Source organism: Burkholderia sp. EMB26, from assembly GCF_024730645.1.
In the GTDB taxonomy this organism is placed as follows: Bacteria; Pseudomonadota; Gammaproteobacteria; order Burkholderiales; family Burkholderiaceae; genus Burkholderia; species Burkholderia cenocepacia.
In genome coordinates this window covers 1,073,149-1,099,520 of sequence record NZ_CP078070.1, presented here as the reverse complement: position 1 = coordinate 1,099,520, position 26,372 = coordinate 1,073,149, and the positions used below count along the sequence as shown (strand labels likewise).

Annotated in this window: 23 protein-coding genes, 1 other RNA gene and 1 riboswitch; of the genes, 17 read left to right on the top strand and 7 right to left on the bottom strand. The window is 68.8% G+C overall.

The features are described 5' to 3' along the window. Nucleotides 1–26: 26 nt before the first annotated feature. The 3 genes from ubiG (at nt 27) to ssrA (ending at nt 1,839) form a co-directional block, all read left to right on the top strand. Complete coding sequence (gene ubiG / locus KU887_RS05200) at nt 27–725, top strand: bifunctional 2-polyprenyl-6-hydroxyphenol methylase/3-demethylubiquinol 3-O-methyltransferase UbiG (RefSeq protein WP_006486844.1); 699 nt, start codon at nt 27–29, stop codon at nt 723–725. Between the two features lie 13 nt (nt 726–738). After that, a complete protein-coding gene (gene gph, locus KU887_RS05195; protein WP_124550251.1) occupies nt 739–1,452 on the top strand; it encodes a phosphoglycolate phosphatase in 714 nt (237 codons plus the stop codon). Between the two features lie 17 nt (nt 1,453–1,469). After that, nucleotides 1,470–1,839, top strand: a transfer-messenger RNA (tmRNA) gene (gene ssrA, locus KU887_RS05190). A gap of 248 nt (nt 1,840–2,087) precedes the next feature. Here ssrA and KU887_RS05185 read toward each other — a convergent pair. The 3 genes from KU887_RS05185 to KU887_RS05175 all read right to left on the bottom strand — a co-directional run bounded on the left by KU887_RS05185 (nt 2,088) and on the right by KU887_RS05175 (nt 4,265). Beyond that, nucleotides 2,088–2,441, bottom strand: coding sequence for a DUF4148 domain-containing protein (locus tag KU887_RS05185; protein WP_059721541.1), 354 nt, complete (start codon nt 2,439–2,441; stop codon nt 2,088–2,090). Between the two features lie 347 nt (nt 2,442–2,788). Beyond that, complete coding sequence (locus tag KU887_RS05180) at nt 2,789–3,058, bottom strand: hypothetical protein (protein WP_006486884.1); 270 nt, start codon at nt 3,056–3,058, stop codon at nt 2,789–2,791. 100 nt (nt 3,059–3,158) lie between these two features. After that, nucleotides 3,159–4,265 carry a substrate-binding domain-containing protein gene (locus KU887_RS05175; protein ID WP_196433031.1) on the bottom strand — a complete coding sequence of 369 codons (1,107 nt, stop codon included), beginning with the start codon at nt 4,263–4,265 and terminating at the stop codon, nt 3,159–3,161. A gap of 131 nt (nt 4,266–4,396) precedes the next feature. Here KU887_RS05175 and KU887_RS05170 point away from each other — a divergent pair, with 131 nt between their 5' ends. Genes KU887_RS05170 through KU887_RS05155 form a run of 4 tightly spaced genes read left to right on the top strand, consistent with a single transcriptional unit; the run spans nt 4,397 to nt 9,699 of the window. After that, complete coding sequence (locus tag KU887_RS05170; RefSeq protein ID WP_034200858.1) at nt 4,397–4,897, top strand: NAD(P)H-dependent oxidoreductase subunit E; 501 nt, start codon at nt 4,397–4,399, stop codon at nt 4,895–4,897. Continuing rightward, nucleotides 4,894–6,471: an NADH-quinone oxidoreductase subunit NuoF gene (locus tag KU887_RS05165; RefSeq protein WP_006486862.1), complete on the top strand. Its 1,578-nt coding sequence runs from the start codon at nt 4,894–4,896 to the stop codon at nt 6,469–6,471. Before KU887_RS05170 ends, KU887_RS05165 begins: the two co-directional genes overlap by 4 nt. A 17-nt stretch (nt 6,472–6,488) precedes the next feature. Next, entirely contained in the window at nt 6,489–9,440 is a 2,952-nt protein-coding gene (gene fdhF / locus KU887_RS05160; protein WP_124550252.1) for a formate dehydrogenase subunit alpha, read from the top strand. A 7-nt stretch (nt 9,441–9,447) separates the two neighbouring features. Next, entirely contained in the window at nt 9,448–9,699 is a 252-nt protein-coding gene (locus tag KU887_RS05155; RefSeq protein WP_006486928.1) for a formate dehydrogenase subunit delta, read from the top strand. A gap of 6 nt (nt 9,700–9,705) precedes the next feature. Here KU887_RS05155 and KU887_RS05150 read toward each other — a convergent pair whose 3' ends face one another. After that, nucleotides 9,706–11,352: an FAD-dependent monooxygenase gene (locus KU887_RS05150; RefSeq protein ID WP_006496550.1), complete on the bottom strand. Its 1,647-nt coding sequence runs from the start codon at nt 11,350–11,352 to the stop codon at nt 9,706–9,708. 58 nt (nt 11,353–11,410) lie between these two features. Between KU887_RS05150 and KU887_RS05145 the strand changes: the two genes are divergently transcribed. Continuing rightward, complete coding sequence (locus tag KU887_RS05145; protein ID WP_043205431.1) at nt 11,411–13,318, top strand: tetratricopeptide repeat protein; 1,908 nt, start codon at nt 11,411–11,413, stop codon at nt 13,316–13,318. An 81-nt stretch (nt 13,319–13,399) separates the two neighbouring features. On the opposite strand, the gene KU887_RS05140 is transcribed toward KU887_RS05145, so the two are convergent. Beyond that, nucleotides 13,400–14,695, bottom strand: coding sequence for an MFS transporter (locus KU887_RS05140; RefSeq protein ID WP_006496552.1), 1,296 nt, complete (start codon nt 14,693–14,695; stop codon nt 13,400–13,402). A 354-nt stretch (nt 14,696–15,049) separates the two neighbouring features. On the opposite strand from KU887_RS05140, the gene KU887_RS05135 reads away from it, so the two are divergent. Next, nucleotides 15,050–16,003 (top strand): hypothetical protein, encoded by a 954-nt coding sequence (locus KU887_RS05135; protein WP_258254956.1) that lies wholly within the window; start codon nt 15,050–15,052, stop codon nt 16,001–16,003. A 78-nt stretch (nt 16,004–16,081) separates the two neighbouring features. Here the strand turns inward: KU887_RS05135 and KU887_RS05130 are convergent, their stop codons facing one another. Continuing rightward, nucleotides 16,082–16,780 carry a DUF2968 domain-containing protein gene (locus tag KU887_RS05130; protein ID WP_077190904.1) on the bottom strand — a complete coding sequence of 233 codons (699 nt, stop codon included), beginning with the start codon at nt 16,778–16,780 and terminating at the stop codon, nt 16,082–16,084. A gap of 115 nt (nt 16,781–16,895) precedes the next feature. Then, the gene (locus KU887_RS05125; RefSeq protein WP_006496556.1) at nt 16,896–18,086 is read right to left on the bottom strand and encodes a gamma-glutamyl-gamma-aminobutyrate hydrolase; all 1,191 of its coding nucleotides are present in this window, start codon (nt 18,084–18,086) and stop codon (nt 16,896–16,898) included. Nucleotides 18,087–18,367: 281 nt separating this feature from the next. On the opposite strand from KU887_RS05125, the gene KU887_RS05120 reads away from it, so the two are divergent. The 8 genes from KU887_RS05120 (at nt 18,368) to KU887_RS05085 (ending at nt 26,362) form a co-directional block, all read left to right on the top strand. Next, entirely contained in the window at nt 18,368–19,048 is a 681-nt protein-coding gene (locus KU887_RS05120; RefSeq protein ID WP_258254955.1) for a GntR family transcriptional regulator, read from the top strand. A gap of 6 nt (nt 19,049–19,054) precedes the next feature. Continuing rightward, nucleotides 19,055–20,431 (top strand): amidase, encoded by a 1,377-nt coding sequence (locus tag KU887_RS05115; RefSeq protein WP_077056107.1) that lies wholly within the window; start codon nt 19,055–19,057, stop codon nt 20,429–20,431. Between the two features lie 136 nt (nt 20,432–20,567). Beyond that, entirely contained in the window at nt 20,568–21,080 is a 513-nt protein-coding gene (locus tag KU887_RS05110; protein ID WP_006489750.1) for a disulfide bond formation protein B, read from the top strand. 624 nt (nt 21,081–21,704) lie between these two features. Continuing rightward, nucleotides 21,705–22,709, top strand: a complete 1,005-nt coding sequence (xdhC, locus tag KU887_RS05105) for a xanthine dehydrogenase accessory protein XdhC (protein ID WP_077190905.1) — start codon at nt 21,705–21,707, stop codon at nt 22,707–22,709. An 18-nt stretch (nt 22,710–22,727) separates the two neighbouring features. Next, nucleotides 22,728–23,753, top strand: coding sequence for an adenosine deaminase (locus KU887_RS05100; RefSeq protein ID WP_006482041.1), 1,026 nt, complete (start codon nt 22,728–22,730; stop codon nt 23,751–23,753). Between the two features lie 27 nt (nt 23,754–23,780). After that, nucleotides 23,781–24,128 carry a hypothetical protein gene (locus KU887_RS05095; RefSeq protein WP_069352412.1) on the top strand — a complete coding sequence of 116 codons (348 nt, stop codon included), beginning with the start codon at nt 23,781–23,783 and terminating at the stop codon, nt 24,126–24,128. Then, complete coding sequence (gene guaD / locus KU887_RS05090; RefSeq protein ID WP_062884693.1) at nt 24,125–25,444, top strand: guanine deaminase; 1,320 nt, start codon at nt 24,125–24,127, stop codon at nt 25,442–25,444. Before KU887_RS05095 ends, guaD begins: the two co-directional genes overlap by 4 nt. A gap of 126 nt (nt 25,445–25,570) precedes the next feature. Beyond that, nucleotides 25,571–25,711, top strand: a riboswitch (yybP-ykoY riboswitch). A 78-nt stretch (nt 25,712–25,789) separates the two neighbouring features. Further along, a complete protein-coding gene (locus tag KU887_RS05085) occupies nt 25,790–26,362 on the top strand; it encodes a TMEM165/GDT1 family protein (protein ID WP_006482044.1) in 573 nt (190 codons plus the stop codon). The last annotated feature ends 10 nt before the right edge of the window (nt 26,363–26,372 follow it).

Genomic DNA, 26,372 nt, shown 5'->3' with positions numbered 1-26,372 from the left:
CCTCCTCTCGTAGCCCGTTTGCCGACATGACCAACGCCGATCCGCACGAACTCCAGAAATTCAGCGACCTCGCCCACCGTTGGTGGGATCCGAATGCCGAATTCAAACCGCTGCACGACCTGAACCCGGTCCGGCTCGGCTGGATCGACGCGCATGCGCATCTGGCCGGAAAGCGCGCACTCGACATCGGCTGCGGCGGCGGCATCCTGTCCGAATCGATGGCCGGGCTCGGCGCCCAGGTGAAAGGCATCGACCTGTCGACCGAAGCGCTCGGCGTGGCCGACCTGCACAGCCTCGAAAGCGGCATTTCGGTCGATTACGAGGCGATCGCCGCCGAAGCGATCGCCGCGCGCGAACCGGGTACCTACGACGTCGTCACCTGCATGGAAATGCTCGAGCACGTGCCGTCGCCGGGCGATGTCGTGGCTGCGTGCGCGACGCTCGTGAAGCCGGGCGGCTGGGTGTTCTTCTCGACGCTGAACCGCAACCTGAAGTCCTATCTGTTCGCCGTGATCGGCGCCGAGTACATCGCGCAAATGCTGCCGAAGGGCACGCACGATTACGCGCGCTTCATCCGCCCGTCGGAGCTGGCCGGCTTCGTGCGTGCGACGGATCTGCACATCGTCGAGATCAAGGGCATCACGTATCACCCGATCGGCAAGCGCTTCGCGCTGTCGAACGACACCGACATCAACTACCTCGTCGCGTGCCGCCGCGGCGCGTGACTCCCCGACCGGCATGACGACTCCCCTTTCGACCGCGCGGATCGCCGACGAACCGCGCCTGCTGCACTGCGATGCGGTCCTGTTCGATCTGGACGGCACGCTCGCCGACACGGCGCCCGATCTCGCGGCAGCCGTCAACAAGATGCAGCGCGAACGCTGCCTGCCCGAAACGTCGCTCGACGTGTTGCGGCCGCTGGCCTCGGCCGGCGCGCGCGGGCTGCTCGGCGGCGCGTTCGGCATCGACCCGCACACGCCGGGCTACGACGCGATGCGCGACGAGTTCCTCGCCAACTATGCGACCGATCTGTGCGTGCATACCACGCTGTTCCCGGGCATCGGCGACGTGCTCGACGAACTCGATGCGCGCGGCGTGCGCTGGGGCATCGTCACGAACAAGGCGATGCGGCTCACGGCACCGCTCGTCGAGCTGCTCGGCCTCGCGTCGCGGGCCGCCTGCGTCGTCGGGGGCGACACAACGCCGCACTCGAAGCCGCATCCGGCCCCGCTGCTGCATGCAGCCGGCCAGCTGACGCTCGCGCCCGCGCGCATCGTCTACGTCGGCGACGACCTGCGCGACATTCAGGCCGGCAGCGCCGCCGGCATGGCCACGGTCGCGGCCGCATACGGCTATTGCGGCGACGGTATCGCGCCGGCCGACTGGCAGGCCCAGCACCTCGTCGACACGACGCAGGAACTGCGGGACCTGCTGCGCGATGTTGGGCTATAATGTTTGATCTTATCCGCGGGGGCGACCTGGTTTCGACAGGGGTTGTGAAGCGGCTAGGGCATGTCGAGGACCCGTCACCTCGTTAATCAATGGGAAAATCGTAACTGCAAACGACGATACGTTCGCACTGGCAGCCTAAGGGCCGCCGTCCTCTGCCTAGTTCACTGACGGGCTAGTGTCGCAAGACCGGTAGCAATACCGACAGAGGTCATTTACGTCAGTTAAGCCCTGTCGGCGTCGCGACGCCAGGGTCGAAAATCTAGCGAATCGCCGTAGTGCAGCGTGTTCGTCCGCGTCGCTGCGGTTAAATCAAAAGACTGGACTAAACATGTAGAACTAGTCGTGGAGCGCTTCTGGACGCGGGTTCGATTCCCGCCGCCTCCACCAAATTCCGCGCTCGTCGCACGAACCCCGCAAGACGCAAGTCTGCGGGGTTTTTTGTTGCCGACGAAACGCACGTCCGACCCCTTCCGAAAAAGCGCCCAGCCACGGGCGGGCCGGGCGGAATGCCGCCGGCGTTCCGGCGGCAGGAGGTGACGGATGTTCTGCCGCGCCCGCGCCATCATCGCTTGCGCGGGGCAGCGGCCGGCCCGGCGGTCAGGCGTCGCGCCTGCCCGCACCGGGCGATGTACGACTTAGCTGCCGCGATACAGCGACTTCATTTCTTCCGCGCTGGCCGGGCGCACGCCCATCGCACGCGAACCCGATGCCGATGCGCCCTGTGCCTGCGCACCGTAGCCGCTGACGTCGGCGCCTTGCGCTTGCACCAGTGCACTGCGCTGCTGCTCCGCGATACGCGCCGTTGCGGCCTGGATCGCTTCCGGATAATGCGGATCTTCGCCACGGGCGGAGTTGTAACCGGCCTGCTGGAGCTGAACCAGTTCGGCACGGACCTGCGCACGGGTGATCGTCGAACCCGACTGGGCGAACGACACGACCGGGGCAACGAGAGCGGCAGCAACGACAACAGCTTGAACGAGCGACTTCATGATGACCTACCTCCAGGTTTGTCTGATTCGGCGGTGAACACGTTGATCAGCGCCGACAAACCGAAGTTTATGTAGGTGGATGCTTAAGAATAAGGCAGGTTTCAGGAAGACATCCTTCCTGATTTACGGGTTAACCCTGAATCACCGTCGATATCGCAATGCGGGCGAACGGTCGCTTGATCCGTCCCCGCATTGCAGGAAATGCCTGCCCCAAAGCACGAGCCCCGCGAAGCGGCAGGCTTCGCGGGGCTCGAACAAAGCGGATCGGGCGCAATCGGTTGTCAGTTGATCCGGCTGCTGTCCAGAGGACAGGCGCCTCACCCGGGCGCAAGCACACAGCCTGCGCGTTACCGGCTATCCATCGGGCACTTCAGGTTGCAGCCGTTCGGATCGCCCAGGTCCCCCTTGCGGCGCAATGCCGACTTCTTGCTGCCCTGGTATTTCTGCGACGGCGCCGACGCCGCGAACGGCATCTGCGGATGTTCGTTCAGGCGAAACTGTTCGCTCAGGATCCCGCCCGGCACACCCGGGGAATTCTGCGCGAACGCAAACGGCGAAGCGACGACCAGCAGCCCCGCGGTCAACGCTGCCGCGGCAAGGGGAACGGAAAATTTCATGGCGGATGACGCCTGAACGGCGTGCTTGTTGGAACGTTGATCAAGCGGCAAGCGTAGCGCAAATCCCCCACTGCTGCAGCGCGGTTCGATCGCGTCTTCGTTACCGGAAATTGCCGTCAGACGCGCTCGCGCCGTCGCTGCCGGCCAGCCCGGTCGCGATGCACTCCAGCGCGCCGCACGCGGCCGGATCGTAGCCGTCGAGATGCGCGACCCGTTCGACGAACCGTGCGTCGCGCAGCAGCGCCAGCACGTCGGCGAGCGGCCGCACATCGAGCCGGGCGCGCTCGCAGGCGAAGTAATAGTCCTCGTCGACGACCGGAATGAAGTCGAGCCCGAAATGACGGGCGGCCGGCTCGACACCGAAACCGAGATCGGCCATGCCGCTCGCGACGAACGCCGCGATCGCCGAATGCGTGAGTTCGGCCGACGCATAGCCGTCGATGCGCTCCGGATCGATGCCGATCGCGCGCAACGCGAGATCCAGCAGCATGCGCGTGCCCGACCCCGGCTGGCGATTGACGAAGCGGATGTCGTTGCGTGCCAGATCCGCCAGCCCGCGGACCTGCTTCGGATTGCCGCGCGGGACGAACAGCCCCTGCTGGCGGCGCGTCAGATGAATCAGCACGTGGCGCGTGTCGTCGAGCCAGGGCCGGTAGATTTGCGCGCACTGCGCGCGAAACGCGCCGCGCGGCAAATGAAAGCCGGCGAGATCGCATTCGCCGCGGACGAGCGCCTGCACGGCCTCGACGCTCTCGCGATACTTGATGTCGACGGCCGCCTGCGCATCGACGAGCGCGGAGACGAGCGCCGCGACCGCGTAACCGTGCGACGCATGAATGCGCACGGCGCCATCGCGCTGCGCGAGCCGCCGGTTGAGCTCGCTGGCCACCTCCGCCGCCAGCGTACGCAGGTTCCCGTCGAGGCGGCTGCGCGCCAGACGCTGCGCATCGACGACCGCCTGCCCGAGCGCCGACAGCGTCGAACCCTTGCCGCGTGCGGTTTCGATCAATTCCCCGCCGATGCACGACTCCAGCGCGCGCAGCATGCCCCACGCGTGCCGATACGACAGTCCCTTCGCTTGCGCGGCCTGCGCAATGCTGCCCGTATCGGCCACGAGCTCCAGCAGCGGCGCGACGTCGGACAGACTGGCCGAACGGCCTTCGGTGTCGCGTACGGTCAGATACGCGTCGCATTCGATTCGAATCAATTATGCACTCCGATTTCCTATTGCGACCGCGAAATCTTCCGCTTATCGTTGGTCGAAATCAATCAGAACGAAGTCCCGATGCGCACTATATGAATTTCGAGCGCATATGAGACTTTGGAGGAGCATAACCGATGTCCCCGAATTCCCCTGCGCCCGACGCGCTCGTCGGGCGCCATGCGCGCGCCGGCCGGTCGCTCGTCGCGATCCTGCATGCGATCCAGGACGACGCGGGCTACGTGCCGCCGGGCTGCGTCGCGCCGCTCGCCAAAGCGCTGAACCTGTCGCGCGCGGAAGTGCACGGCGTGCTGACCTACTACCACCATTTCCGCACCGCGCCGCCCGCGCGCGTGACGATCCAGATGTGCCGTGCCGAAGCGTGCCGCAGCATGGGCTGCGAAACGCTCGCCGCTCATGCGGAAGCCCGCACGGGCTGCCGGTTCGACGCCGCGCACGGCGATGCCGCCGCGCCCCACGCGCCGGACGACGTCGCGCTCGAATCGGTCTACTGCCTCGGGCTATGTGCGCAATCGCCGTCGATGACGGTCAACGGCGTGCTCCACGCGAAGGTCACGCCGGAGAAGTTCGACGCGCTGCTGGCCGACGCGGTCGCCCACACGCAGGAGCTGGCATGACGACCCGCATCTACGTTCCGCGCGATTCGTCCGCGCTCGCGCTCGGCGCCGACGCGCTCGCCGCCGCGATCGTGGCCGAAGCCGAACGGCGCGGCGTCGCGATCGAACTGGTTCGCAACGGTTCGCGCGGGCTGCTGTGGCTCGAACCGCTCGTCGAGGTCGGGACGGCCGCGGGCCGCGTCGGCTATGCGAACCTGTCGGCCGCCGACGTGCCCGCCCTGTTCGACGCCAACTGGCTCGACGGCGGCACGCATCCGAGCAGTGTCGGCCTCGTCGACGCACTGCCCTACCTCGCCCGTCAGCAGCGACTCACGTTCGCGCGCATCGGCCTGACCGATCCGCTGTCGATCGACGACTATCTGCAACACGGCGGCCTCGCCGGCCTGAAGAACGCACTGGCGCTCGACGGCGATGCCGCCTGCGAAACGCTGATCGAATCGGGGCTGCGCGGCCGCGGCGGCGCGGCATTCCCGGCCGGCATCAAGTGGCGTACCGTGCGGCAAGCACGCGCCGCGCAGAAATACATCGTCTGCAACGCGGACGAAGGCGATTCGGGCACGTTCTCCGACCGCCTGCTGATGGAGTGCGATCCGTACTGCCTGATCGAAGGAATGATCATCGCGGGCGTCGCCACCGGCGCGACGGTCGGCTACATCTACGTGCGCAGCGAATACCCGCACGCGATCGCCACGCTTGAAGCCGCGATCGTCCGCGCGCGTGAAGCCGGCTGGCTCGGCGAGCACGTGCTCGGCTCCGCGCATGCGTTCGAGCTGCAGGTCGCGAAAGGCGCGGGCTCGTACGTGTGCGGCGAGGAAACGGCGCTGCTCGAATCGCTGGAGGGCAAGCGCGGCGTCGTGCGCGCGAAGCCGCCGCTGCCCGCGCTCGCGGGCCTGTTCGGCCAGCCGACCGTCATCAACAACGTGATCACGCTCGCGACGGCGCCGGTGATCTTCGCGCGCGGCGCCGCGTTCTATCGCGATTACGGGATGGGCCGCTCGCGCGGCACGCTGCCGTTCCAGCTGGCAGGCAACATCCGTCACGGCGGCCTCGTCGAGCTTGCGTTCGGCGTCACGCTGCGCGAGCTGCTGTTCGACTTCGGCGGCGGCACGGCCAGCGGCCGGCCGGCTCGCGCCGCGCAGGTCGGCGGCCCGCTCGGCACCTACCTGCCCGACCATCAGTGGGACGTGCCGCTCGACTACGAGGCGTACACGGCGATCGGCGCGGTCGTCGGCCACGGCGGCATCGTGCTGCACGACGACACGTCGAATCTCGCCGAGCTGGCCGAATACGCGATGAAGTTCTGCGCGATCGAATCGTGCGGCAAGTGCACGCCGTGCCGGATCGGTTCGACGCGCGGCGTCGAGACGATCGCGCGGATTCGCGACGGCGACACGTCGGAGCGGCAGGTCACGCTGTTGCGCGACCTGTGCGACACGATGCTCGCCGGTTCGCTGTGCGCGATGGGTGGCATGACGCCGTACCCGGTGCTGTCCGCGCTCGACCATTTCCCCGAAGATTTCGGGCTCGCAGCCGGCAAGGATGCCGCGTCGGGCCCGGTCAAGGCTGCGGCCTGACCCAGAAGGAGCCCTGCATGTCCCTCGACACGAACAACGTCCGCCAAGGCGGCTGCGGCTCGGGCCAATGCGCGTGCAAGAGCGCTGCGCAGGCACGCGCATTCGACCCATTCGACGAAACCGACTACGGCACGCCGCAACGGCATGCCGACACCGACGTCACGCTCGAAATCGACGGCCAGCCGGTCACGGTGCCGGCCGGCACGTCGGTGATGCGCGCGGCGATCGAAGCCGGCGTCAACGTCCCGAAGCTCTGCGCGACCGATTCGCTCGAACCGTTCGGCTCGTGCCGGCTGTGCCTCGTCGAGATCGAAGGCCGGCGCGGCTATCCGGCGTCGTGCACGACGCCCGCCGAGGCCGGCATGAAGGTGCGCACGCAGTCGGACCGGCTGCAGTCGCTGCGCCGCAACGTGATGGAGCTGTACATCTCCGACCATCCGCTCGACTGCCTCACCTGCCCCGCCAACGGCGATTGCGAGCTGCAGGACATGGCCGGCGTGGTCGGGCTGCGCGAAGTGCGCTACGGCTTCGATGGCGCGAATCACCTGAAGGACACGAAGGACGAATCGAATCCGTACTTCACGTACGATCCGTCGAAGTGCATCGTCTGCAACCGCTGCGTGCGCGCGTGCGAGGAAACGCAGGGCACGTTCGCGCTGACGATCGCCGCGCGCGGCTTCGAATCGCGCGTCGCCGCCGGCGAAAGCGAATCGTTCATGGCATCGGAATGCGTGTCGTGCGGCGCGTGCGTCGCCGCCTGCCCGACGGCCACGCTGCAGGAAAAATCCGTCGTGCAGCTCGGCCAGGCCGAACACTCGGTCGTCACGACCTGCGCGTACTGCGGCGTCGGCTGCTCGTTCAAGGCCGAGATGAAGGGTACGCAGGTCGTGCGCATGACGCCGCACAAGAACGGTCTCGCGAACGAAGGCCACGCCTGCGTGAAGGGACGTTTCGCGTGGGGCTATGCGACGCACAAGGACCGCATCACGAAGCCGATGATCCGCGAGAAGATCACCGACCCGTGGCGCGAAGTGAGCTGGGAAGAAGCCCTCACCTACGCGGCGACGCAATTCCGCAAGCTGCAGCAGAAATACGGCCGCGATTCGATCGGCGGCATCACGTCGTCGCGCTGCACGAACGAGGAAACCTATCTCGTGCAGAAGCTCGTGCGCGCCGCGTTCGGCAACAACAACGTCGATACCTGCGCACGCGTGTGCCACTCGCCGACCGGCTATGGCCTCAAGACGACGCTCGGTGAATCGGCCGGCACGCAGACGTTCGCATCGGTCGGCCAGGCCGACGTGATCGTCGTGATGGGCGCGAACCCGACCGACGGCCATCCGGTATTCGGCTCGCGACTGAAACGGCGCGTACGCGAAGGCGCGAAGCTGATCGTGATCGACCCGCGCCGCATCGACGTCGTCGACGGTCCGCACGTGAAGGCCACGCACCACCTGCAGTTGCGTCCGGGCACCAACGTCGCGATCGTCAATGCGCTGGCGCATGTGATCGTCACCGAAGGGCTGGTGGCCGACGCATTCGTCGCCGAGCGGTGCGAGACGCGCGCGTTCGAGCAATGGCGCGACTTCGTCGCGCAGGCCGACAATTCGCCCGAGGCGACCGCCGACGTGACGGGCGTGCCGGCCGAGTTAGTGCGCGAGGCCGCGCGCCTCTATGCAACGGGCGGCAACGCCGCGATCTACTACGGGCTGGGCGTCACCGAACACGCGCAGGGCTCGACGACGGTGATGGGCATCGCCAACCTCGCGATGGCGACCGGCAACGTCGGCCGCGAAGGCGTCGGCGTCAATCCGCTGCGCGGCCAGAACAACGTGCAGGGTTCGTGCGACATGGGCTCGTTCCCGCACGAATTGCCCGGCTACCGGCACATCGGTGACACGGTCGTGCGCACGCAGTTCGAGCAGGCGTGGTCGGCCACGCTGCAGCCGGAGCCGGGGCTGCGCATCCCGAACATGTTCGACGCGGCGCTCGACGGCAGCTTCAAGGGGCTCTACTGCCAGGGCGAGGACATCGTCCAGTCGGACCCGAACACGCAGCACGTCGCGGCCGCACTGTCCGCGATGGAATGCATCGTCGTGCAGGACATCTTCCTGAACGAAACCGCGAAATACGCGCACGTGCTGCTGCCGGGCTCGACGTTCCTCGAGAAGGACGGCACGTTCACGAACGCGGAACGCCGGATCTCGCGCGTGCGCAAGGTGATGCCGCCGCTCGCGGGCTACGCGGACTGGGAAGTCACGCTGCTGCTGTCGCAGGCGCTCGGCTACGACATGCACTACACGCATCCGTCGGAAATCATGGACGAGATCGCGCGGCTCACGCCGACCTTCTCGGGCGTGTCGTACGAGAAGCTCGACGCGCTCGGCAGCATTCAATGGCCGTGCAACGAACAGGCGCCGGACGGCACGCCGACCATGCACATCGACACGTTCGTGCGCGGCAAGGGCCGGTTCGTGATCACCAAGTTCATTCCGACGCCGGAGAAGGTCACGCAGCGCTATCCGCTGATCCTGACGACGGGCCGCATCCTGTCGCAATACAACGTCGGCGCGCAGACGCGCCGGACCGAGAACGTTCAGTGGCATGAAGAGGATCGCCTCGAGATCCATCCGCACGACGCGGAAGATCGCGGGATCCGGACCGGCGACTGGGTCGGCATCGAGTCGCGTGCCGGTCAGACCGTGTTGCGCGCGCGGGTGTCCGACCGCATGCAGCCGGGCGTCGTGTACACGACGTTCCACTTCCCTGAATCGGGGGCGAACGTGATCACGACGGACAGTTCCGACTGGGCCACGAACTGCCCCGAATACAAGGTGACGGCCGTGCAGGTGATGCCGGTTGCGCAACCGTCCGACTGGCAGCGCTCGTATGCGCGCTTCAACACGGAGCAGCTCGACCTGCTCGAGCGCCGCGCCGCCGCGCCGGCCGCCGTGACGACAGGCAAGTGAGGCAACCATGGACAACGACCACCTGATCGACATGGCCAACCAGATCGGCGCATTCTTCGAATCGATGCCCGATCGCGACGAAGCGCTGACCGGGATCGCCGAGCATATCCGGCGCTTCTGGGAGCCGCGGATGCGTCGCGCATTCCTCGCCGCGCTCGACGATCCGTCGAGCGAAGCCGGGCAACGCGCGGCGCCGATCGTGCGCGACGCGATCGCCGCGCATCGCGCGGCGCTCGTCCCCGCGGCGGCGCCGGCCTGAGCGCGGCTACGCGGACACCGACATGCCCGCGAACCAGCTTTCGCAGTGGCGCAGCAACGCGTTCGCGTCGGTTGCCGTACGCCCGCGCGCGGCGACATAGCCGTCGGGCCGCAGCAGATAGAACGACGGCCGCGAGCGGCCGTATTCCTGCGCGAGCCCCGCCGCCCCGTCGCCTTCGGCATCGGCGACACGCCACACGCGCACCGCTTCCGGCATGATCCGTTCGAGCCCCTGCACGAGCACCTGCGCGTCGGCCGAGATCGGCCGTACCTCGCCGGCGTCGGTATTCACCGGCTCTTCCAGCAGCAACAGCGTGAAGCTCGCCGGATCGTGAAGATCGTACAGCCGCGCCGTGCCGGGCGCGCGACCGAGCGGCCCGTCGAGCACGTGCACGAGTGCATCGGGCGCGCGTTCGCCGGCGCGCGGGCCGCCGTCGAGCACGCGCTCGAGCGTGAGCGGACTCTTCCGGTACTGCACGCCGAGCTCGCTGACCGTGCGCCTGACCGCGTCGCGCATCGGCCCGAACGACGCCAGCAGCGGCACGACATGATCGCGCAGCAGCTTCATCGCGCCGCGCTCGGCTCCGACGACCTGCGTGACGAAACCGGTCTGCCGCAACACGTCGCGCTCGATCGGGTGGCGCTCCGCGTGATACGTGTCGAGCAATCGCTCGGGCGCGCCTGCACGGAGGACGCGGGCGAGCTTCCAGCCCAGGTTGAACGCCTCCTGGATGCCGGTGTTCATGCCCTGCGCGCCGGCCGGGCTGTGGACGTGCGCGGCGTCGCCCGCGAAGAACACGCGGCCGTGACGCAGCCGGTCGACCATCCGGCTGTGCAGGTGGAAATAGGACGACCATGCAAGATCGCTCGGCGCGATCGATGCGCCGACGCGCGCGCGGATGATCGCGTCGCATTCGTCGAGCGACGGCGCCGGCGCGTCAGGCGACGCATCGCTGCCGGGCGGCCGGTCCGCGACGAGCCGGTAACGACCGCCCCCCATCGGAAACAGGCCCGCGATGCCCGCGGATGTCGTAAACAGGCGGATCTCTTCGTCCGGCCAGTCGGGTATCGCCGCGAAATCGGCAAGCAGGAACGTCTGTTCGAACGCATGCCCGGCAAAGCCCAGGCCGAGCAGATGCCTGACCGTGCTGTGCGCGCCGTCGGCCGCAATCAGGTACGACGGCGTGAACGACTCGTCGCGGCCGTCGGCGCGGCGAAGCGTCACGTCGAGCGACGTGCCGCCCGCGTCGCAGGCGGTCAGCGTCGTACCGCGCTCGACGCTCACGCCCATCCCGGCCAGATGCTCGGCGAGTAGCCGCTCGGTGATGCTCTGGTCGAGGAACATCAGATATGGATAGCGCGTTTGAAGCGGATCGAAATCGAGCCGCGCGATCACGCGGCCGTCGGCATGCAGCTCGGCCGCATGCGCGCGATGACCGAGCGCGAGAAACGGCTCGACCGCGCGATGCTGCTCCAGCAGTTCGAGCGTGCGCGCCTGGATGCCGATCGCACGCGAAAACGGCGCGGGCGCGACGAGACGATCGATGATGCGCACCGGCACGTGGGCCCGCGCGAGGCTCATCGCCGCGGCAAGGCCGGTCGGTCCCGCGCCGACGATCAGCACGGGCGGGATATCGGACAGTGTGTCAGCCATGAGGACCTCGATGACACGCGATCATGCAAGTCTACGCCGCTCCGCGTGACGGGGCCATATGCCGACCGGCCGATCCGCGGCCCCGCCGCGCGGTGTGGGAAAATACGCGCTTTCCGCCAGTTTTCGCGTCATGGATTCCGCATTCGACCAGGCGTACGCCGCACACCGTGCGGGCCGCCTCGCCGAGGCCGAGCACGGCTATCGCAACGCGCTCGCCTCCAACCCCGCCGACGCCGACGCGCTGCACCTGTTCGGCGTGCTGCGGCACCAGCAGGGCCAACACGCCGAGGCGGCCGATCTCGTCGGCCGCGCCGTCGCGCTGCGTCCGGACGATGCGGCGCTGCAGCTCAATCTCGGCAACGCGCTGAAAGCCCTCGGCCGGCTCGACGAAGCGATCGACCGCTTTCGCAACGCGCTGACGCTCGCGCCCGAATTTCCGCTCGCGCACTACAACCTCGGCAACGCGTATGCGGCGCTGCAGCGCCACGACGATGCGATCGACGCCTTCCGCCGCGCGCTGCGGCTCACGCCCGACGACGCGTCGATCCACAACAATCTCGGCAACGCGCTGAACGCGCTCGGCCGCCACGACGACGCGCTCGCCGCGTTCGGTCGCGCGCTCGAGCTCCGGCCCGGGCACGCGGGCGCGCACAACAACCTCGCGATGGCGCTGAACGCGATGGGGCGCGCCGACGATGCGATCGCACACTTCCAGGCCGCGATCGCCGCGCAGCCGCGGTTCGTCGCCGCGCATTTCAATCTCGGCAATACGTTCGATGCGGTCGGCCGGCATGCCGAGGCGGCCGCGGCATTCGAAGCCGCGCTCGCGCTGCATCCGCCGTTTCCGCTCGCGCTGTTCGGGCTTGCGAATGCGCTCTGCGCGCAGGCGCGCCACCGCGACGCGCTGCCCTACTACGAACGCGCCGTCGGGCTCGATCCGTCGTTCGGGCTCGCGTGGCTGAATCTCGGCAACGCGCATCACGCGCTCTGCGCGCACGAGATGGCGCTGCGCGCATACGACCAGGCGCTGCGCGTCGCGCCCGATCTCACGCTCGCGCGGCTGCACCGCGCGGTCACGCTGCTGACGCTGCGCGACTTCACGCGCGGCCTGCCCGCCTACGAAGCGCGCCACGAGACGCCCGGCGCGACGCCGCTCGGCACGCTGCCGCGCTGGCAGGGCGAGCCGATTGCGTCGCGCACGCTGCTGATCCGCGCGGAACAGGGGTTCGGCGACACACTGCAGTTCGTCCGCTTCGTGCCGCTGGTCCGCGCACGCTGCGCGCGCGTCGTCCTCGAAGTCCAGCCGGAGCTCGTCGCGCTGCTGGCGCCGGCCGCGTCGCGCTGGCGCGTGACGCTCGTCGCGCAGGGCGCCGCGAAGCCGCCTGCCGCGGACGTCGCCTGCACGCTGATGAGCCTGCCGTTCCTGCTCGGGCTTCAGCCGGACGACATCGCCGGCTCGCGCTACCTCGACGCCCCCGACGGCGCCCGCCGGCGCTTTCGCGGCTCGCTCGGCGGACAGTCGAAGCGCAAGTTCGGCCTGGCCTGGTCGGGACGCCGCCAGGCGCAGGAAAACCGCTCGATGCCGTTCGACGCGCTCGCGCCGCTGCTCGCGCTGCCGGACATCGACTGGATCGTGCTGCAGCCCGCGCTCGACGACGACGAACGGGCGCGCGTCGACGCGCATCCGCGCGTACATCGTCTCGACGGCCGGCTGAACGACTTTGCCGATACGGCCGCGCTGATCGAGCGCCTCGACGGCGTCGTCACGATCGACACGGCGGTCGCGCACCTCGCGGGCGCGCTCGGCAAGCCACTGTGGGTCATGTTGCCGTTCGCAGCCGACTGGCGCTGGTTCACCGGCGACGACTGCCCGTGGTATCCGCGGGCCAGGATCGCGCGCCAGCCTGCACCGGGCGCGTGGCGCGACGTGGCGGCCGCGGTGGCCGACCTGCTGCGCGAAGCATGACCGCAAACGAAACAGGGAGCGCATCGCGCTCCCTGTTTCGATGTGATGCGCGGCCGACGCCGCGCGCTAGCCCTGCCGCCGTCAGACCGACTTGTACTGGTTGCGCGCGTCGGCCGTGCGGTACAGCACGAGCGTCGCGATCAAGCCGCAGATCGCGGCCACGCTCAACCACAGCCCCGGCGCCGCCTTGTTGCCCGTCTGGTGGATCAGCAGCGTCGAGATCGCCGGTGTGAAGCCGCCGATCGTCGTGGCCAGGCTGTACGCGAGCGAAAAGCCGGCCGTACGCACGTCGGCCGGCATCACTTCGGTCAACGCGACGACCATCGCCCCGTTGTACGACGCGTACAGGAACGACAGCCACAGCTCGACCGCGAGCAGCCGCAGGAACGACGGATCGCCGACGAGCCACAGCACGGCCGGGTAAGCCGACAGCAGCGTCAGCACGGTGAACGCGATCAGCACCGGGCGGCGGCCGATGCGGTCGGACAACGCACCGGACAGCGGCAGCCACACGAGGTTCGAGATCCCGACGCAGACGGTCACGATCAGCGCATCGAGCGACGACAGGTGCAGCACTTCCTTGCCGAAGGTCGGCGTATAGGCGGTAATCATGTAGAACGACACCGTCGTCATGATCACCATCCCCATGCCGGCCACCACGACGCCCCAGTTGTCGAGCATCGAGCGCATGATCTCGCCCATCGTCGGACGGTGACGCTTCGCCAGGAATTCGTCGGTCTCCTTCAGCGACCGGCGGATCAGGAACAGGAACGGCACGATCAGGCAGCCGATCAGGAACGGAATGCGCCAGCCCCACGCGGTCATTTCCTCGACCGGCAGCGCGCGGTTCAGCACGACACCGACGAACGCGGCGAACACGACGGCCACCTGCTGGCTGCCCGACTGCCACGACGTATAGAACCCCTTGTGCCCCTTCGTCGCGATTTCCGACAGGTAGACCGACACGCCGCCGAGCTCGACGCCCGCCGAAAAGCCCTGCAACAGCCGGCCGAGCAGCACGAGCACCGGCGCGAGCACGCCGATCGTCGCATAGCCCGGTATCGCGGCCACCGTGAGCGTGCCGATCGCCATCAGCCCGAGCGTCAGGATCAGCCCCTTGCGGCGGCCGTGATGGTCGATGTACGCGCCGAGCACGATCGCGCCGACCGGCCGCATCAGGAAGCCCGCGCCGAATACCGACAGCGACAGCATCAGCGATGCGAAGGCGTTGCCGCTCGGAAAGTACGTTTTCGCGATGGCCGACGCGTAATACCCGTAGACCATGAAGTCGTACATTTCCAGGAAATTGCCGCTGACCACCCGGAAGACGGTGCGGACTTTCGATTCCTGCGCAATGGCAGGGGACGCTGTGGACATGTTTTCTCGCTCAGCTCGGATGGCGCGAATACCGCGCCGCATGAATCCGGCGATGCGCGACGCGCCGGGTTGACCCGCGCGCACGGGCATCGCTGCCCGCCGACGGCACGGCGCGTAACGACGCGCCGCCGGCATGATTCGCGAATCATGCCACGCCAGGCCGACATTTGCCTTGTGGCGCGCCCGTCCCGGCTGTCGCGGCACCCACCTCGTACCAGTCGCCCTCAAACGGGCACAAGAATCAGATTGATCTGATCGACCTGCCTTCGCCGGCTGACCACAATGTCACGATTTGCAACGACATTTCCGCGGCGCGCCGGCACGGTTGCCCGTATCGCACGGTGTACCCCTTTCATGACCCCATCGCCCCTCGTTCCGATCGAAGGCGCGCTCGCCCGCCCGCGCGTCAATCCGCTCGATCACGTCCCGCCGTTCGGCCGCGAATGGCGGTTTCTCGGCGCACCCGGCGCACGGCCCGGCAAGCACGGCCTCGCGACCCTGACGACGTCCTGCGTCGATGTCGGCTCGCCGCACCGCGCATGCCGGTGGCAACCGCTACCGGCGGCCACGCTGCCGGCTTCGGGCGGGCGGGCTGTCGCGCCGGCTGCGGCCCCTGCCCGGTGGTTGCGCCATCCCGCGCGCCGCCCTCGCGACCGGCGCGCGATGTACGCGGTCTGCTGGAGCATCGGCGCGCTCGGCATCATCGGCTGGCTGATCGGCACGTACGACCCGCCTGCGGGTTTCGGGCCCGTGCATGCGATTCAAGCGACCGGCCGTACGTCCGATCACGTCACGACATCGACCGGCTCGATACGTGTCGCCTCGGCACAGCCGGATACATCGACGCGCGTCATGCCGCAGCACAAGATGGCGACGCCCGTCGCGCACACGGTCGAATCGCCGCCAGCCAGGCACCGCGTCGCGCTTCGACCGGCAACGCTTCACCCGCAAGCAACGGCCGACGTGCGGCACGTCACGCCTGCTTCACCACGTCGAGCAACCGGCCTGCGCACGACGAAGTCACCGACCCGCACACCGGTCGTGCCGCGGCTCGCTGCGCATCCGCCGATCCCGCGCGACGCGGCCGGCACCGGCACACGCGATCGACTCGCTCCACCGCCGCGCATCGCCAACACGCGCGATGCACGCGGCTCGCTCGACGATCCGGCCACGTTGATCGCAATGGCGAACGCGCTGCGCGCCACGCAGCCGGCCCGCCCGGCACACCCGAGCGCGGCCGGTTTCGACTGGACGTCGCAACTGTCGCACCGCCGCGTGACCGACACGCCGGACGCGTTCACGCACTGACGCCCGCGCAATAAAAAACCCGGCGAAGATCGCTTCGCCGGGTTTTCGCTCGTCTCGCTCCGTCCGTTCGACGAACCGTTACTTGTGCGCGGGCAGCCCTGTCTCGGTCTGTCTCTCGAGTTGCCGCACCTGCTCCTGCAGATCGCGCAACTGCAACTGCGCAGCCCGCTTCTCGACCTGCAGCGCCTGCGCCTGCTCCTGCGCCGACTTCTGCCGCTGCGCGACTTCGGCCTGCTGGCTGCGCGCGACGCTCAGATCGGCCTGCAACTGTTGCGCACGATTCGCCTGCAGCGCGATCACGCGCTCGAGAAATGCCTTCTGCGCCTGCAGCTCGGTCTGGCGGATCTCGATATCGGCGAGCTGCGCGGTCTGCTGCACGAAGTTCGCGTACACCGTCTCCGCGCGATTCTTTTCCTGCGAACGGATCACGCGCCACAGGTTCTTGTCCTGGAACAGCGCGACGTAATACGTCATCTCGCGCGGATCGAACATCAGGCTCGCGCCGTAGCTGCCGTTGTACGTGGTGCGCATCTCGACGATCCGGCCGTCGTGCAGCATCTGCGTCAGCTCGGCGACGTTGCCTTGTGCGGCGGCGTCCGTCGCGACCGCGCCCGATGCCGCCGATGACGCGCCGCCGCTCAGGCTCGTGACCGCCGGACGCGTGCCGGCAACAGGTGCGCTCGCGTCGGCGGACCAGGCCGCGCCCGCTTGCGCGCAGGCAACCAGCGCAACGATCCACGTTGCGCATCGTGCAGGGGAAAAGTTTCGGAAAACCAACGTCAGACTCCGGCGAACGAATCGGAACTCGCGATTATCGTTCAAAACGAAACGGCCCCATCTCGAATTTATCGGGATGCGGCCGGCCTTCGTGCAACACGGAAAATGCGGCGTGCTACAGACGCGTTTCACGCGCCGCGCGCAGGAACGCATCGAGCAGCGGCGTGCAGTCGAGCAGTTCCGAGCCGCCCGCGCGATGGAACTCCGGATGCCACTGCACGCCGACGACGAACGGCGAGCGCCGATGGCGAATGCCTTCGATGATTCCATCGCCGGCCGATACGGCCTCGATGTTCAGATCGCGGCCGAGATCGCGAATCGCCTGGTGGTGAATCGAGTTGACGATCGCTTCGCTGCGCCCCGGGAACATACTCGCGAGCGTCGACGAGTCGGGGAAGCGGATCGCGTGACGATGCTGGTCGTAATGCTCGCTCACGTGCGCATTCGCGGTCGGCACGTCGGTGGCGATGTCCTGGTACAACGAGCCGCCGAACGCGACGTTGATCAGCTGGCAGCCGCGACACACGCCGAGCACGGGTTTGCCGGACTCGACGAATTCGTGCAGCAGCTCGAGCTCGTACATGTCGCGCACGCGATCGCCGGGCCATTCGGGACGCGCATCCGACGCCGCGTAGGTCTGCGGCGACACGTCGGCGCCGCCTTGCAGCAGCAGGCCGTCGAGATGCTTCGCGTAATCGCGCAGGCGGATGTTGCTCGGATGGATCATGCCTTGATGGCCGACGGTCGGAATCATGAACACGAGCACGTCGCGCGACATCACCCAGTGAGCGATCGATTCCTCGAGATACTGCAGCGTCTTGCCGCGCAGCCCCTTCGCGCCCGGCTCCGGATGGAAGATCCGCGCCGACACGCCGATGCGCAGCGTGCGCTGCGTGATGCGCTGGCCGGCGCGGTCGAACAGCCGCCGCGCGCGCGCCGCGACGATCCGGCCGAACACCGACCACGGCGTGTCGCTCTGCTTCAGGTAGGCCGGCGGCGCATTCTGCGCGTTCGCGGGCGGCGGCCGCGGCGTGTCGAAATCGGGCTGCGCGCCGAATCCGGGCGGCGGCGCGCCGGGCTTCGGCGGCGCGGCTGCGGCAGCGCCATCGCCTACGGCGCCTGCCGCACCGGGCGCGCCCGGCTCGGACGCGGCCGTGACGGGCGACGCGCCGTCGTCGGCGACGTTGTGCGCGGCGGCCTGCGTGGCCGGCGCATCGGGCGTTTTCGCCGGATCGGGGCGGGGGGAATCGGAAGAAGCGGAAGAGGTGCCGGGCAGACCGGCCGGGGAAGGCGTGGTTTCGCTCATGACGATGGTCTGGTACGTCGCTCGCGCGTATGGATTGACGAAGATTCATTATGCTTCAGTGCACGATCGCGCGGCAAACCTGCAACATCCTGTCGATATTGTTGCAAGTCGGTGGCAAGTCGTGCCGCGGGGCGGCTCCGCTCACGCGCCGGCACCGGCTTTCCCGATATCTTCCCCAGTGGACATCCGTGATATATCACAATAATATCCAGAGATCGTCCACGCTTTCCGAGCCTCCGCGTCATGATCGCGCCCCCTCCGGCCCCGCTGCCGCCGCCCGCATGAGTACGCTGACCGACGTCGCACGCGACCGCCCCGCCGCATCGCCGGCCAGCCTTGCCGAGCGCGCGTACGCGCTGATCCAGCGGGACATCATCACGATGCGCCTGAAGCCGGGCGCCGCGCTCAACGAAGCCGACCTCGTCGCACGCACCGGGATCGGCCGCACGCCGGTGCACCAGGCCGTGCATCGGCTCGTGCTCGAAGGGCTGCTGTCCGTGATGCCGCGCAAGGGCCTGATGGTGCAGCCGCTGTCGCTCGACGACATCGTCGCGGTGATCGACGTGCGGCGCATCAACGAAGCGCACTGCGCCGAACTCGCCGCGCGCCATGCGACACCCGACGATCTCGCGCACCTGGCCGCGCTGCTCGACGACGGGCAGGCCTGCGTCGACACGCACGACGTCGAAGGCATGATGGAGCTCGACCGCGCGTTTCACCAGACGATCGCCGCGGCCGCGCGCAATGCGGTGCTCGCCGACATCCTGCGCGCGCTGCACGAGCGCTCGCTGCGCTTCTGGTTCGTCACGCTGTCCGAACCGCACCATCTCGCCGACGTCCAGCACGAGCACCGCGCGCTGTTCGACCGGCTGTCCGCCCGCGACGCCGCCGGTGCGCGCGCAGCCGTCGAAAGCCACATCGATTCGTTCCGCTTCACGCTTGTCCAACATCTTCGCCCCTGAGCCGCCATGACCACTTTCACGCCGTTCCCCCCGCTCGCCCAGCTCGCCGCCGACCTCGCCGCCGGCCGGACCACGAGCCGCGCGCTCGTCGACACCGCGCTCGACCGGATCGCCGATCCGGCGGGCCAGGGCGCGGTCGTCTTCACCGAAGTCGATGCCGACAACGCCCGCGCGGCCGCCGACGCGCACGACCGGCTGCGCGCCGCGGGCACCGTGCTGTCGCCGCTCGCGGGCATTCCGGTATCGGTCAAGGACCTGTTCGACGTCGCGGGCCAGGTGACGCGCGCGGGCTCGCGCGTGCTCGACGGCGCACCGGCCGCGCGCACCGATGCGGTCGCCGTCGCGCGGCTCAAGCGCGCGGGCGCGGTGCTGGTCGGCCGCACCAACATGAGCGAATTCGCGTTCTCGGGGCTCGGGCTGAATCCGCACTTCGGCAATCCGCGCTCGCCGTACCACCGCGACGTGCCGGGCGACGCGCGGATTTCGGGCGGCTCGTCGTCGGGGGCGGCCGCGTCGGTCGCCGACGGGATGGCCGCCGTCGCGCTCGGCACCGACACCGGCGGCTCGATCCGCATCCCGGCCGCGCTGTGCGGGCTCACGGGCTTCAAGCCGACCGCGAGCCGGATTCCGACGCAAGGCGGCGTGCCGCTGTCGACGACGCTCGACTCGTTCGGCCCGATCGGCCTCACGGTCGCGTGCTGCGCGCTCGTCGACCGGATGCTGGCGGGGCTCGAGCCGCACGTGCCGGCCGCCCGGCCGCTCGAAGGCGTACGGCTCGGCGTGCTGACGAACTACGTGACGGACGGCGTCGATGCCGACGTCGCGGCCGCGCTCGACACCGCGCTCAAGCATCTGGAAGCCGCCGGCGCGATCGTCACCGAAGTGCGCTTCCCCGCGCTCGACCGGCTGCCGGAGATCAACCGTTTCGGCTTCTCGCCGATCGAGGCGTACGCGTGGCATCGTCCGCTGCTCGCCACGCATCGCGACCAGTACGACCCGCGCGTGCTGACGCGGATCCTGAAGGGCGAACCCGCGAGCGCCGCCGACTATCTCGACCTGCTCGCCGCGCGCGCCGCGATGCTCGACGAAGCCGCGCACACGGTCTGGGCGCGCTTCGACGCGCTCGTCGCGCCGACGGTGCCGGTCGTGCCGCCGCGCATCGCCGAACTCGAAACGGACGACGACGCGTTCACGCGCACCAACGCGCTGATCCTGCGCAACCCGAGCGCGTTCAACTTCCTCGATGCGTGCGGGCTGTCGCTGCCGTGCCATCCGCGCGACGCAGCGCCGGTCGGCCTGATGCTCGCGGCGGCGCCGCATCGCGACGACGCGCTGCTCGCGATCGGCCAGTCGGTCGAGGCCGTGCTGAACACGATCCGCTGACCGCGCCCGCCGATCGTCGGCGGACCGAGCGCGGTGCGGCAGGGTGCCGCACGCGCGCTGTCAGTTTCGTGCCAGACCGTTCGCGCTAAAATCGCGCGATTGTTTTCCGGACCGACCGACGAGGAACCCCGCCGACATGAACGACTACACGCTTGCACTACGCCGCGAACGCCGCCTGCTGATGCTGCTCGGATGGGTGTGCATCGCCCTGCTGGCCGGCGCGCTGTACCTGCAGTACGTGAAGAACGAAGACCCGTGCCCGCTGTGCATCATCCAGCGCTACTTCTTCTGCGCGATCGGGATCTTCGCGTTCCTGGCTGCCGGGATCCGCAACTGGCGCGGCGTCTGGGTACTCGAGCTGCTGATCGCGATCGCCGCGGCCGGCGGTGTCGGCACGGCCGCACGGCACCTGTCGATCCAGATGAATCCGGGCTTCAGCTGCGGCTTCGACACGCTGCAGCCGATCGTCGACAGCCTGCCGCCCGCGCAGTGGTTCCCCGGCATGTTCAAGGTCGCCGGGCTGTGCGAGACCGTCTACCCGCCGATCTTCGGCATCCTGCTGCCCGGCTGGGCGCTGATCGGCTTCGCCGTGATCCTGGTCGCGGTCGTCGCGAGCCTCTGGCGCCATCGCCGCAAGCTCGCGGGCTGACCGGCCGGCCGCGTTTTGGCCCATGGCCTGCGCGGCCCCGCCGAACGGGCCGCGCGCCGCCGGCAAGTCGTCACCCGGCTGCAGCCGACGCCTCCGGCGGCCCTGCCCGGCCGCCGCGCGTAAACACCTACCCCGCCGTCGCCTGGATTTCCGGGCGAACGCGTGTCGCGCGATTGCCGCGCCCCCGCCCCGCCACGCATGCGTTTCGGCCCGATGTGCATGCATCGTCCCCCGATCCCGCGCGGCGGGCCTATGATCGACATGATCGCCTCCTGATAGCCCGGATCACCGCCCGGCCATGTTCCGGCCGCGTGGCGGTGCTATCTTCGGGACTGGATGGCGATCTACGTGCGCGAGGCCAGGCGGTCTCACCGCTCCCTGCGTAACGCGCGCCCGATCCGCAATGTCGACTGGATTCATCATGACAACGCAAACCATCCGCATCCGTCACCCTCATGGCGTCCGCGCGTCCGGCGGCGCCGTACGCGCACGCCGTCAGTCCGCGGCCACCGCACGGCATCGGCCCTGCAGCCGGCCGGCCCCGCTCCCGTCCGTCCTCGTTGCCGCCGCGCCCGCCAGCCCGCGCCGCGTGTCGTGCCGCGTCGTCCCGAACGGAGCGTGCTGATGGAAGCCTGGCTCGGCGATCTGCAGCAACTGCTCGCGCACGGCGAAGCGGCCGTGCTCGTGACGGTCGCGCACACCGACGGCTCCGCGCCGCGCGAAGCCGGCACCAAGATGCTCGTCACGCGCGACACGGCCCGCCATACGATCGGCGGCGGTCATCTGGAATGGAAGGCGATCGAGATCGCGCGGCACCTGCTGAAGGACGGCGCGCACGTGCCGCACGCCCGCCGGCTCGAGCGGCTCGCGCTCGGCCCGAGTCTCGGCCAGTGCTGCGGCGGCGCCGTGGTGCTCGCGTTCGAGCGGCTCGACGTCGGCGATCTCGGCTGGATCATGTCGCTCGCGAAGCGCGTCGCGGCCGGCGCCGCGACCGTGCGTAGCGTATCATTCGGCCCCTCGCCGGGCGCGCCGCTGTTGAGCGAGCCCGAATCGGAAGCCGCGCGTGCCGACTGCCTGCTGTGGGAAACCGGCGGCGTATCGCTGATGACCGAGACGATCGCGCCGTATGCGTTCCCCGTCGTGCTGTTCGGCGCCGGGCACATCGGCACCGCGCTCGTGAAGGTGCTGGCGACGCTGCCGTGCCAGGTGCGCTGGATCGACGGGCCCGATGCGGTGTTCCCGCCGGCCGACGCGCTCGCGGATATCGGCAACCTCGTGATCGACGCGGCTGCGTCCCCGGCGGACGCGGTCGACGCCGCGCCGCCGCAGTCCTACTTCGTCGTGATGACGCACGACCATGCACTCGATTTCGTGCTGGCCGAGCGCATCCTGCGACGCGGCGACTATGCGTACTTCGGGATGACCGGCTCGCACACGAAGCGCGTGCAGTTCGATCACCGGCTCGCCGCGATCGGCATCGACCCGGCCCAGGTCGCGCGGATGCGCTGCCCGATCGGTGTCGAAGGCATCATCGACAAGGCGCCCGAAGTGATTGCGATCTCGGTGGCCGCGCAGTTGCTGCAGGCCGTCGAGGCGAATGCGTCCGCGCAGGCTTCCCCTACCTACTGACCGACCAAGAACGACGCCATGACCCCGACATTCAAGGACAAGATTGCCCGCGCGCCGAAAGCGGAGCTGCACATCCACATCGAAGGCTCGCTCGAGCCCGAACTGATCTTCGCGCTCGCGCAGCGCAACGGCGTGAAGCTCGCTTACGACTCGATCGATGCGCTGCGCGCCGCGTATGCGTTCACCGACCTGCAATCGTTCCTCGACATCTACTACGCCGGCGCGAGCGTGCTGCTCACCGAGCAGGATTTCTACGACATGACGGCCGCGTACTGCGAACGCGCGCTCGCCGACAACGTCGTCCACACCGAACTGTTCTTCGACCCGCAGACGCACACCGAGCGCGGCGTGCCGATCGAGACGGTCGTCGCGGGCATCGAGCGCGCGCTCGCCGATGCCGAACGACGCGGGCTGTCGAGCAAGCTGATCCTGTGCTTCCTGCGCCACCTGTCGGAAGAGGACGCGCTCGCGACGTTCGAATCCGCGTTGCCGCTGTTCGAACGCTATCGTCATCGCCTGATCGGCGTGGGCCTCGATTCGTCCGAGCTCGGCCATCCGCCGACGAAGTTCGCGCGCGTGTTCGAGAAGGCCCGCGCACTCGGGCTGAAGCTCGTCGCGCATGCGGGCGAGGAAGGCCCGCCCGCCTACATCTACGAAGCGCTCGACGTGCTGAAGGTCGACCGGATCGACCACGGCGTGCGCAGCATCGAGGATGCCGCGCTCGTCGAACGCCTCGCCCGATCGCGCACGGCGCTCACCGTCTGCCCGCTGTCGAACCTGAAGCTGTGCGTGTTCGACGACATGGCGAAGCACACGCTGAAGGCGCTGCTCGACCGCGGCGTCGCGGTGACGATCAACTCCGACGATCCGGCCTATTTCGGCGGCTACGTCAATGAAAACTACTTCGCGACGGCCGAAGGGCTGCAACTCACGGATGCCGAAGTCCATGCGGTGATCCGCAACGGCTTCGAGGCGTCGTTCATCGAACCGGCGCAGCGCGACGCACTGTACGCGCGCCTCGACGCGTACTGGCAGGCGGCGTGACGGCCCGCATCGAGGAACGCTAGACAGATGAAACACGGCAACGGCATCCGCTTCGCGCTCACCGGTTCGGCCTGGCCCCGGGCCGGTGGGCTGCGTGCATGCGGCGCGACGGCGCCGTGTGTCGACGCTTGTGCGCACCGGCCGTCGCGGCTGGCCGTGCCGTTCGCCGCCGCACCGGATGCGGGTGCAACGGCCGCGAGGTGCGCGGGCAACCACTTGCGGGCGGCTTCGGCCGCCACGTTCGCCCATGCCATCGCCGCCGGCCGCGCCGCACGCCGCGTGCCGCTGCCGCTCGCGACGCACCGTCCCGCCGCCGTGCTGCGCCGATCGCTTTCTTCTGTTCGCCTTACCTTGATGCAGGACCATTCGTCATGACGCAAACCGCTTTCCGTTCCCAGCTGCTGACCTTCAACGGCGACCCGGCGCAATCGAGCCAGGCCGCGAACCACGAGACCGACGGGCTCCTGATCGTCGACGACGGCAAGGTCGTCGCGATCGGCCCGTATGCGGCGCTCGCCGCGACGCTCGCGCGCGATGCGGTGGTCCACGACCTGCGCGACAAGCTGATCGTGCCCGGCTTCATCGACACGCACATCCACTATCCGCAGACGGACATGATCGCGTCGCCGGCGCCGGGCCTGTTGCCGTGGCTCGACAAGTACACGTTCCCGACCGAGCGCCAGTTCGGCGACCCCGAGCATGCGCGTGAAGTCGCCGACTTCTTCGTCGACGAACTGCTTGCGTGCGGCACGACGAGCGCACTCGTCTACTGCACGGTGCACAAGCAATCGGCCGATGCGCTGTTCGCCGCAAGCGACGCGCGCGACCTGCGGATGATCGCGGGCAAGGTGCTGATGGACCGCAACTGCCCCGAATTCCTGCGCGACACCGCGCAGTCGGGCTATGACGACAGCGCCGAGCTGATCGACCGCTGGCACGGCAAGGGCCGCCAGATGTACGCGCTCACGCCGCGCTTCGCGCCGACGTCGACCGAGGCGCAGCTCGAGGCGTGCGGCGAACTCGCGCGCCGCCATCCGGACGTGTTCGTGCAGAGCCACGTCGCGGAAAACGTCGACGAGGTGAAATGGGTGGCCGAGCTGTTCCCCGGCCATCGCAGCTATCTCGACATCTACGACCGCTACGGGCTGCTGCGTCCGCGCGCGGTGTACGGTCACTGCATCCACCTCGACGACGAGGATCGCCGCCGGATGGCCGAGACGCGCACCGTCGTCGCGCACTGCCCGACGTCGAACTTCTTCCTCGGCAGCGGGCTGTTCGACTTCGACAAGGCCGGCGAACACGACGTGCCCGTCACGCTCGCGACCGACGTCGGCGGCGGCACGTCGTTCTCGATGCTGCAGACGATGAACGAGGCGCACAAGGTCGCGCGGCTGTCGGGCCACCACCTGACCGCCACGCGGATGTTCTGGCTCGCGACGGCCGGCGCCGCGCAGGCGCTCGACCTCGCCGACACGGTCGGCACGCTCAAGCCGCGCACCGAAGCCGACTTCGTCGTGCTCGATCCGCAGGCGACGCCGCTGCTCGCGCGCCGTACGAAGCGCGCGGAGTCGCTCGAGGAACTGCTGTTCGCGTTCGCGCTGCTCGGCGACGACCGCGCGGTATACCGCACCTACGCGGCCGGCGAACTCGTGCACGAACGCGGCGCCGCGCGCCGCCCGGCCGCCGCGTAACGACCCGCGGCCGGCACGTTCCGACACGCGCGGCAGCTTCGCCGCCGTGCATGTCGGCAATCGAAGCCGCTTCAGTGCGCCGCACGGCGGCCCGGCTGCTTTCCGGCGCGCAACGCGCCGTGCTAGAATGCGCCGCTCATTGGGGAGTAGCCGCTCCGCTCGATGTCCCGCGCCCCCGGCGTGCATCGTGACGGAGGCGTCCGTCAACAGACTTGGCCGTTCGGCCATGGCGGACGCAGCCACGTTGGCCTGGCGAGACCGATGGTTCACTGCGCGCCGCATCAGGGCCCGGCGCGCGGTGGATCGTCGCTCGCACGCACAACAACGGCCCGCGGAACCCCATTCGTGTCTCAAGCCTTCCTGATCTCCACCGGCGCCGTCGCCCTCGCTGAAATCGGCGACAAGACCCAACTGCTTTCCCTCGTGCTGGCCGCGCGCTATCGCAAGCCGGTGCCGATCATTCTCGGCGTGCTCGTCGCGACGCTCGTCAACCATGGTTTCGCCGGCGCGCTCGGCGAATGGCTGGGCGCGCTCGTCACGCCGTCGATCATGCGCTGGGCGCTCGCGTTCTCGTTCATCGCGATGGGGCTGTGGATTCTCGTACCGGACAAGCTCGACGAGGACGAAGCCAATGCGACCCGCTCGCGGCTCGGCGTGTTCGGCGCGACGCTCGTCGCGTTCTTCCTCGCGGAAATGGGCGACAAGACGCAGATCGCGACCGTCGCGCTGGCCGCGCGCTTCCAGGACTACATCGGTGTCGTGGCCGGCACGACGTTCGGGATGATGCTCGCGAACGTGCCGGCGATCCTGCTCGGCGACCGCTTCGCGCACCGTCTGCCGACGAAGCTCGTGCACGGGATCGCAGCCGTGCTGTTCGTCGTGCTCGGCGCGCTGGCGCTGCTGGGTATCGGGGTCTGACGGAAAGGAA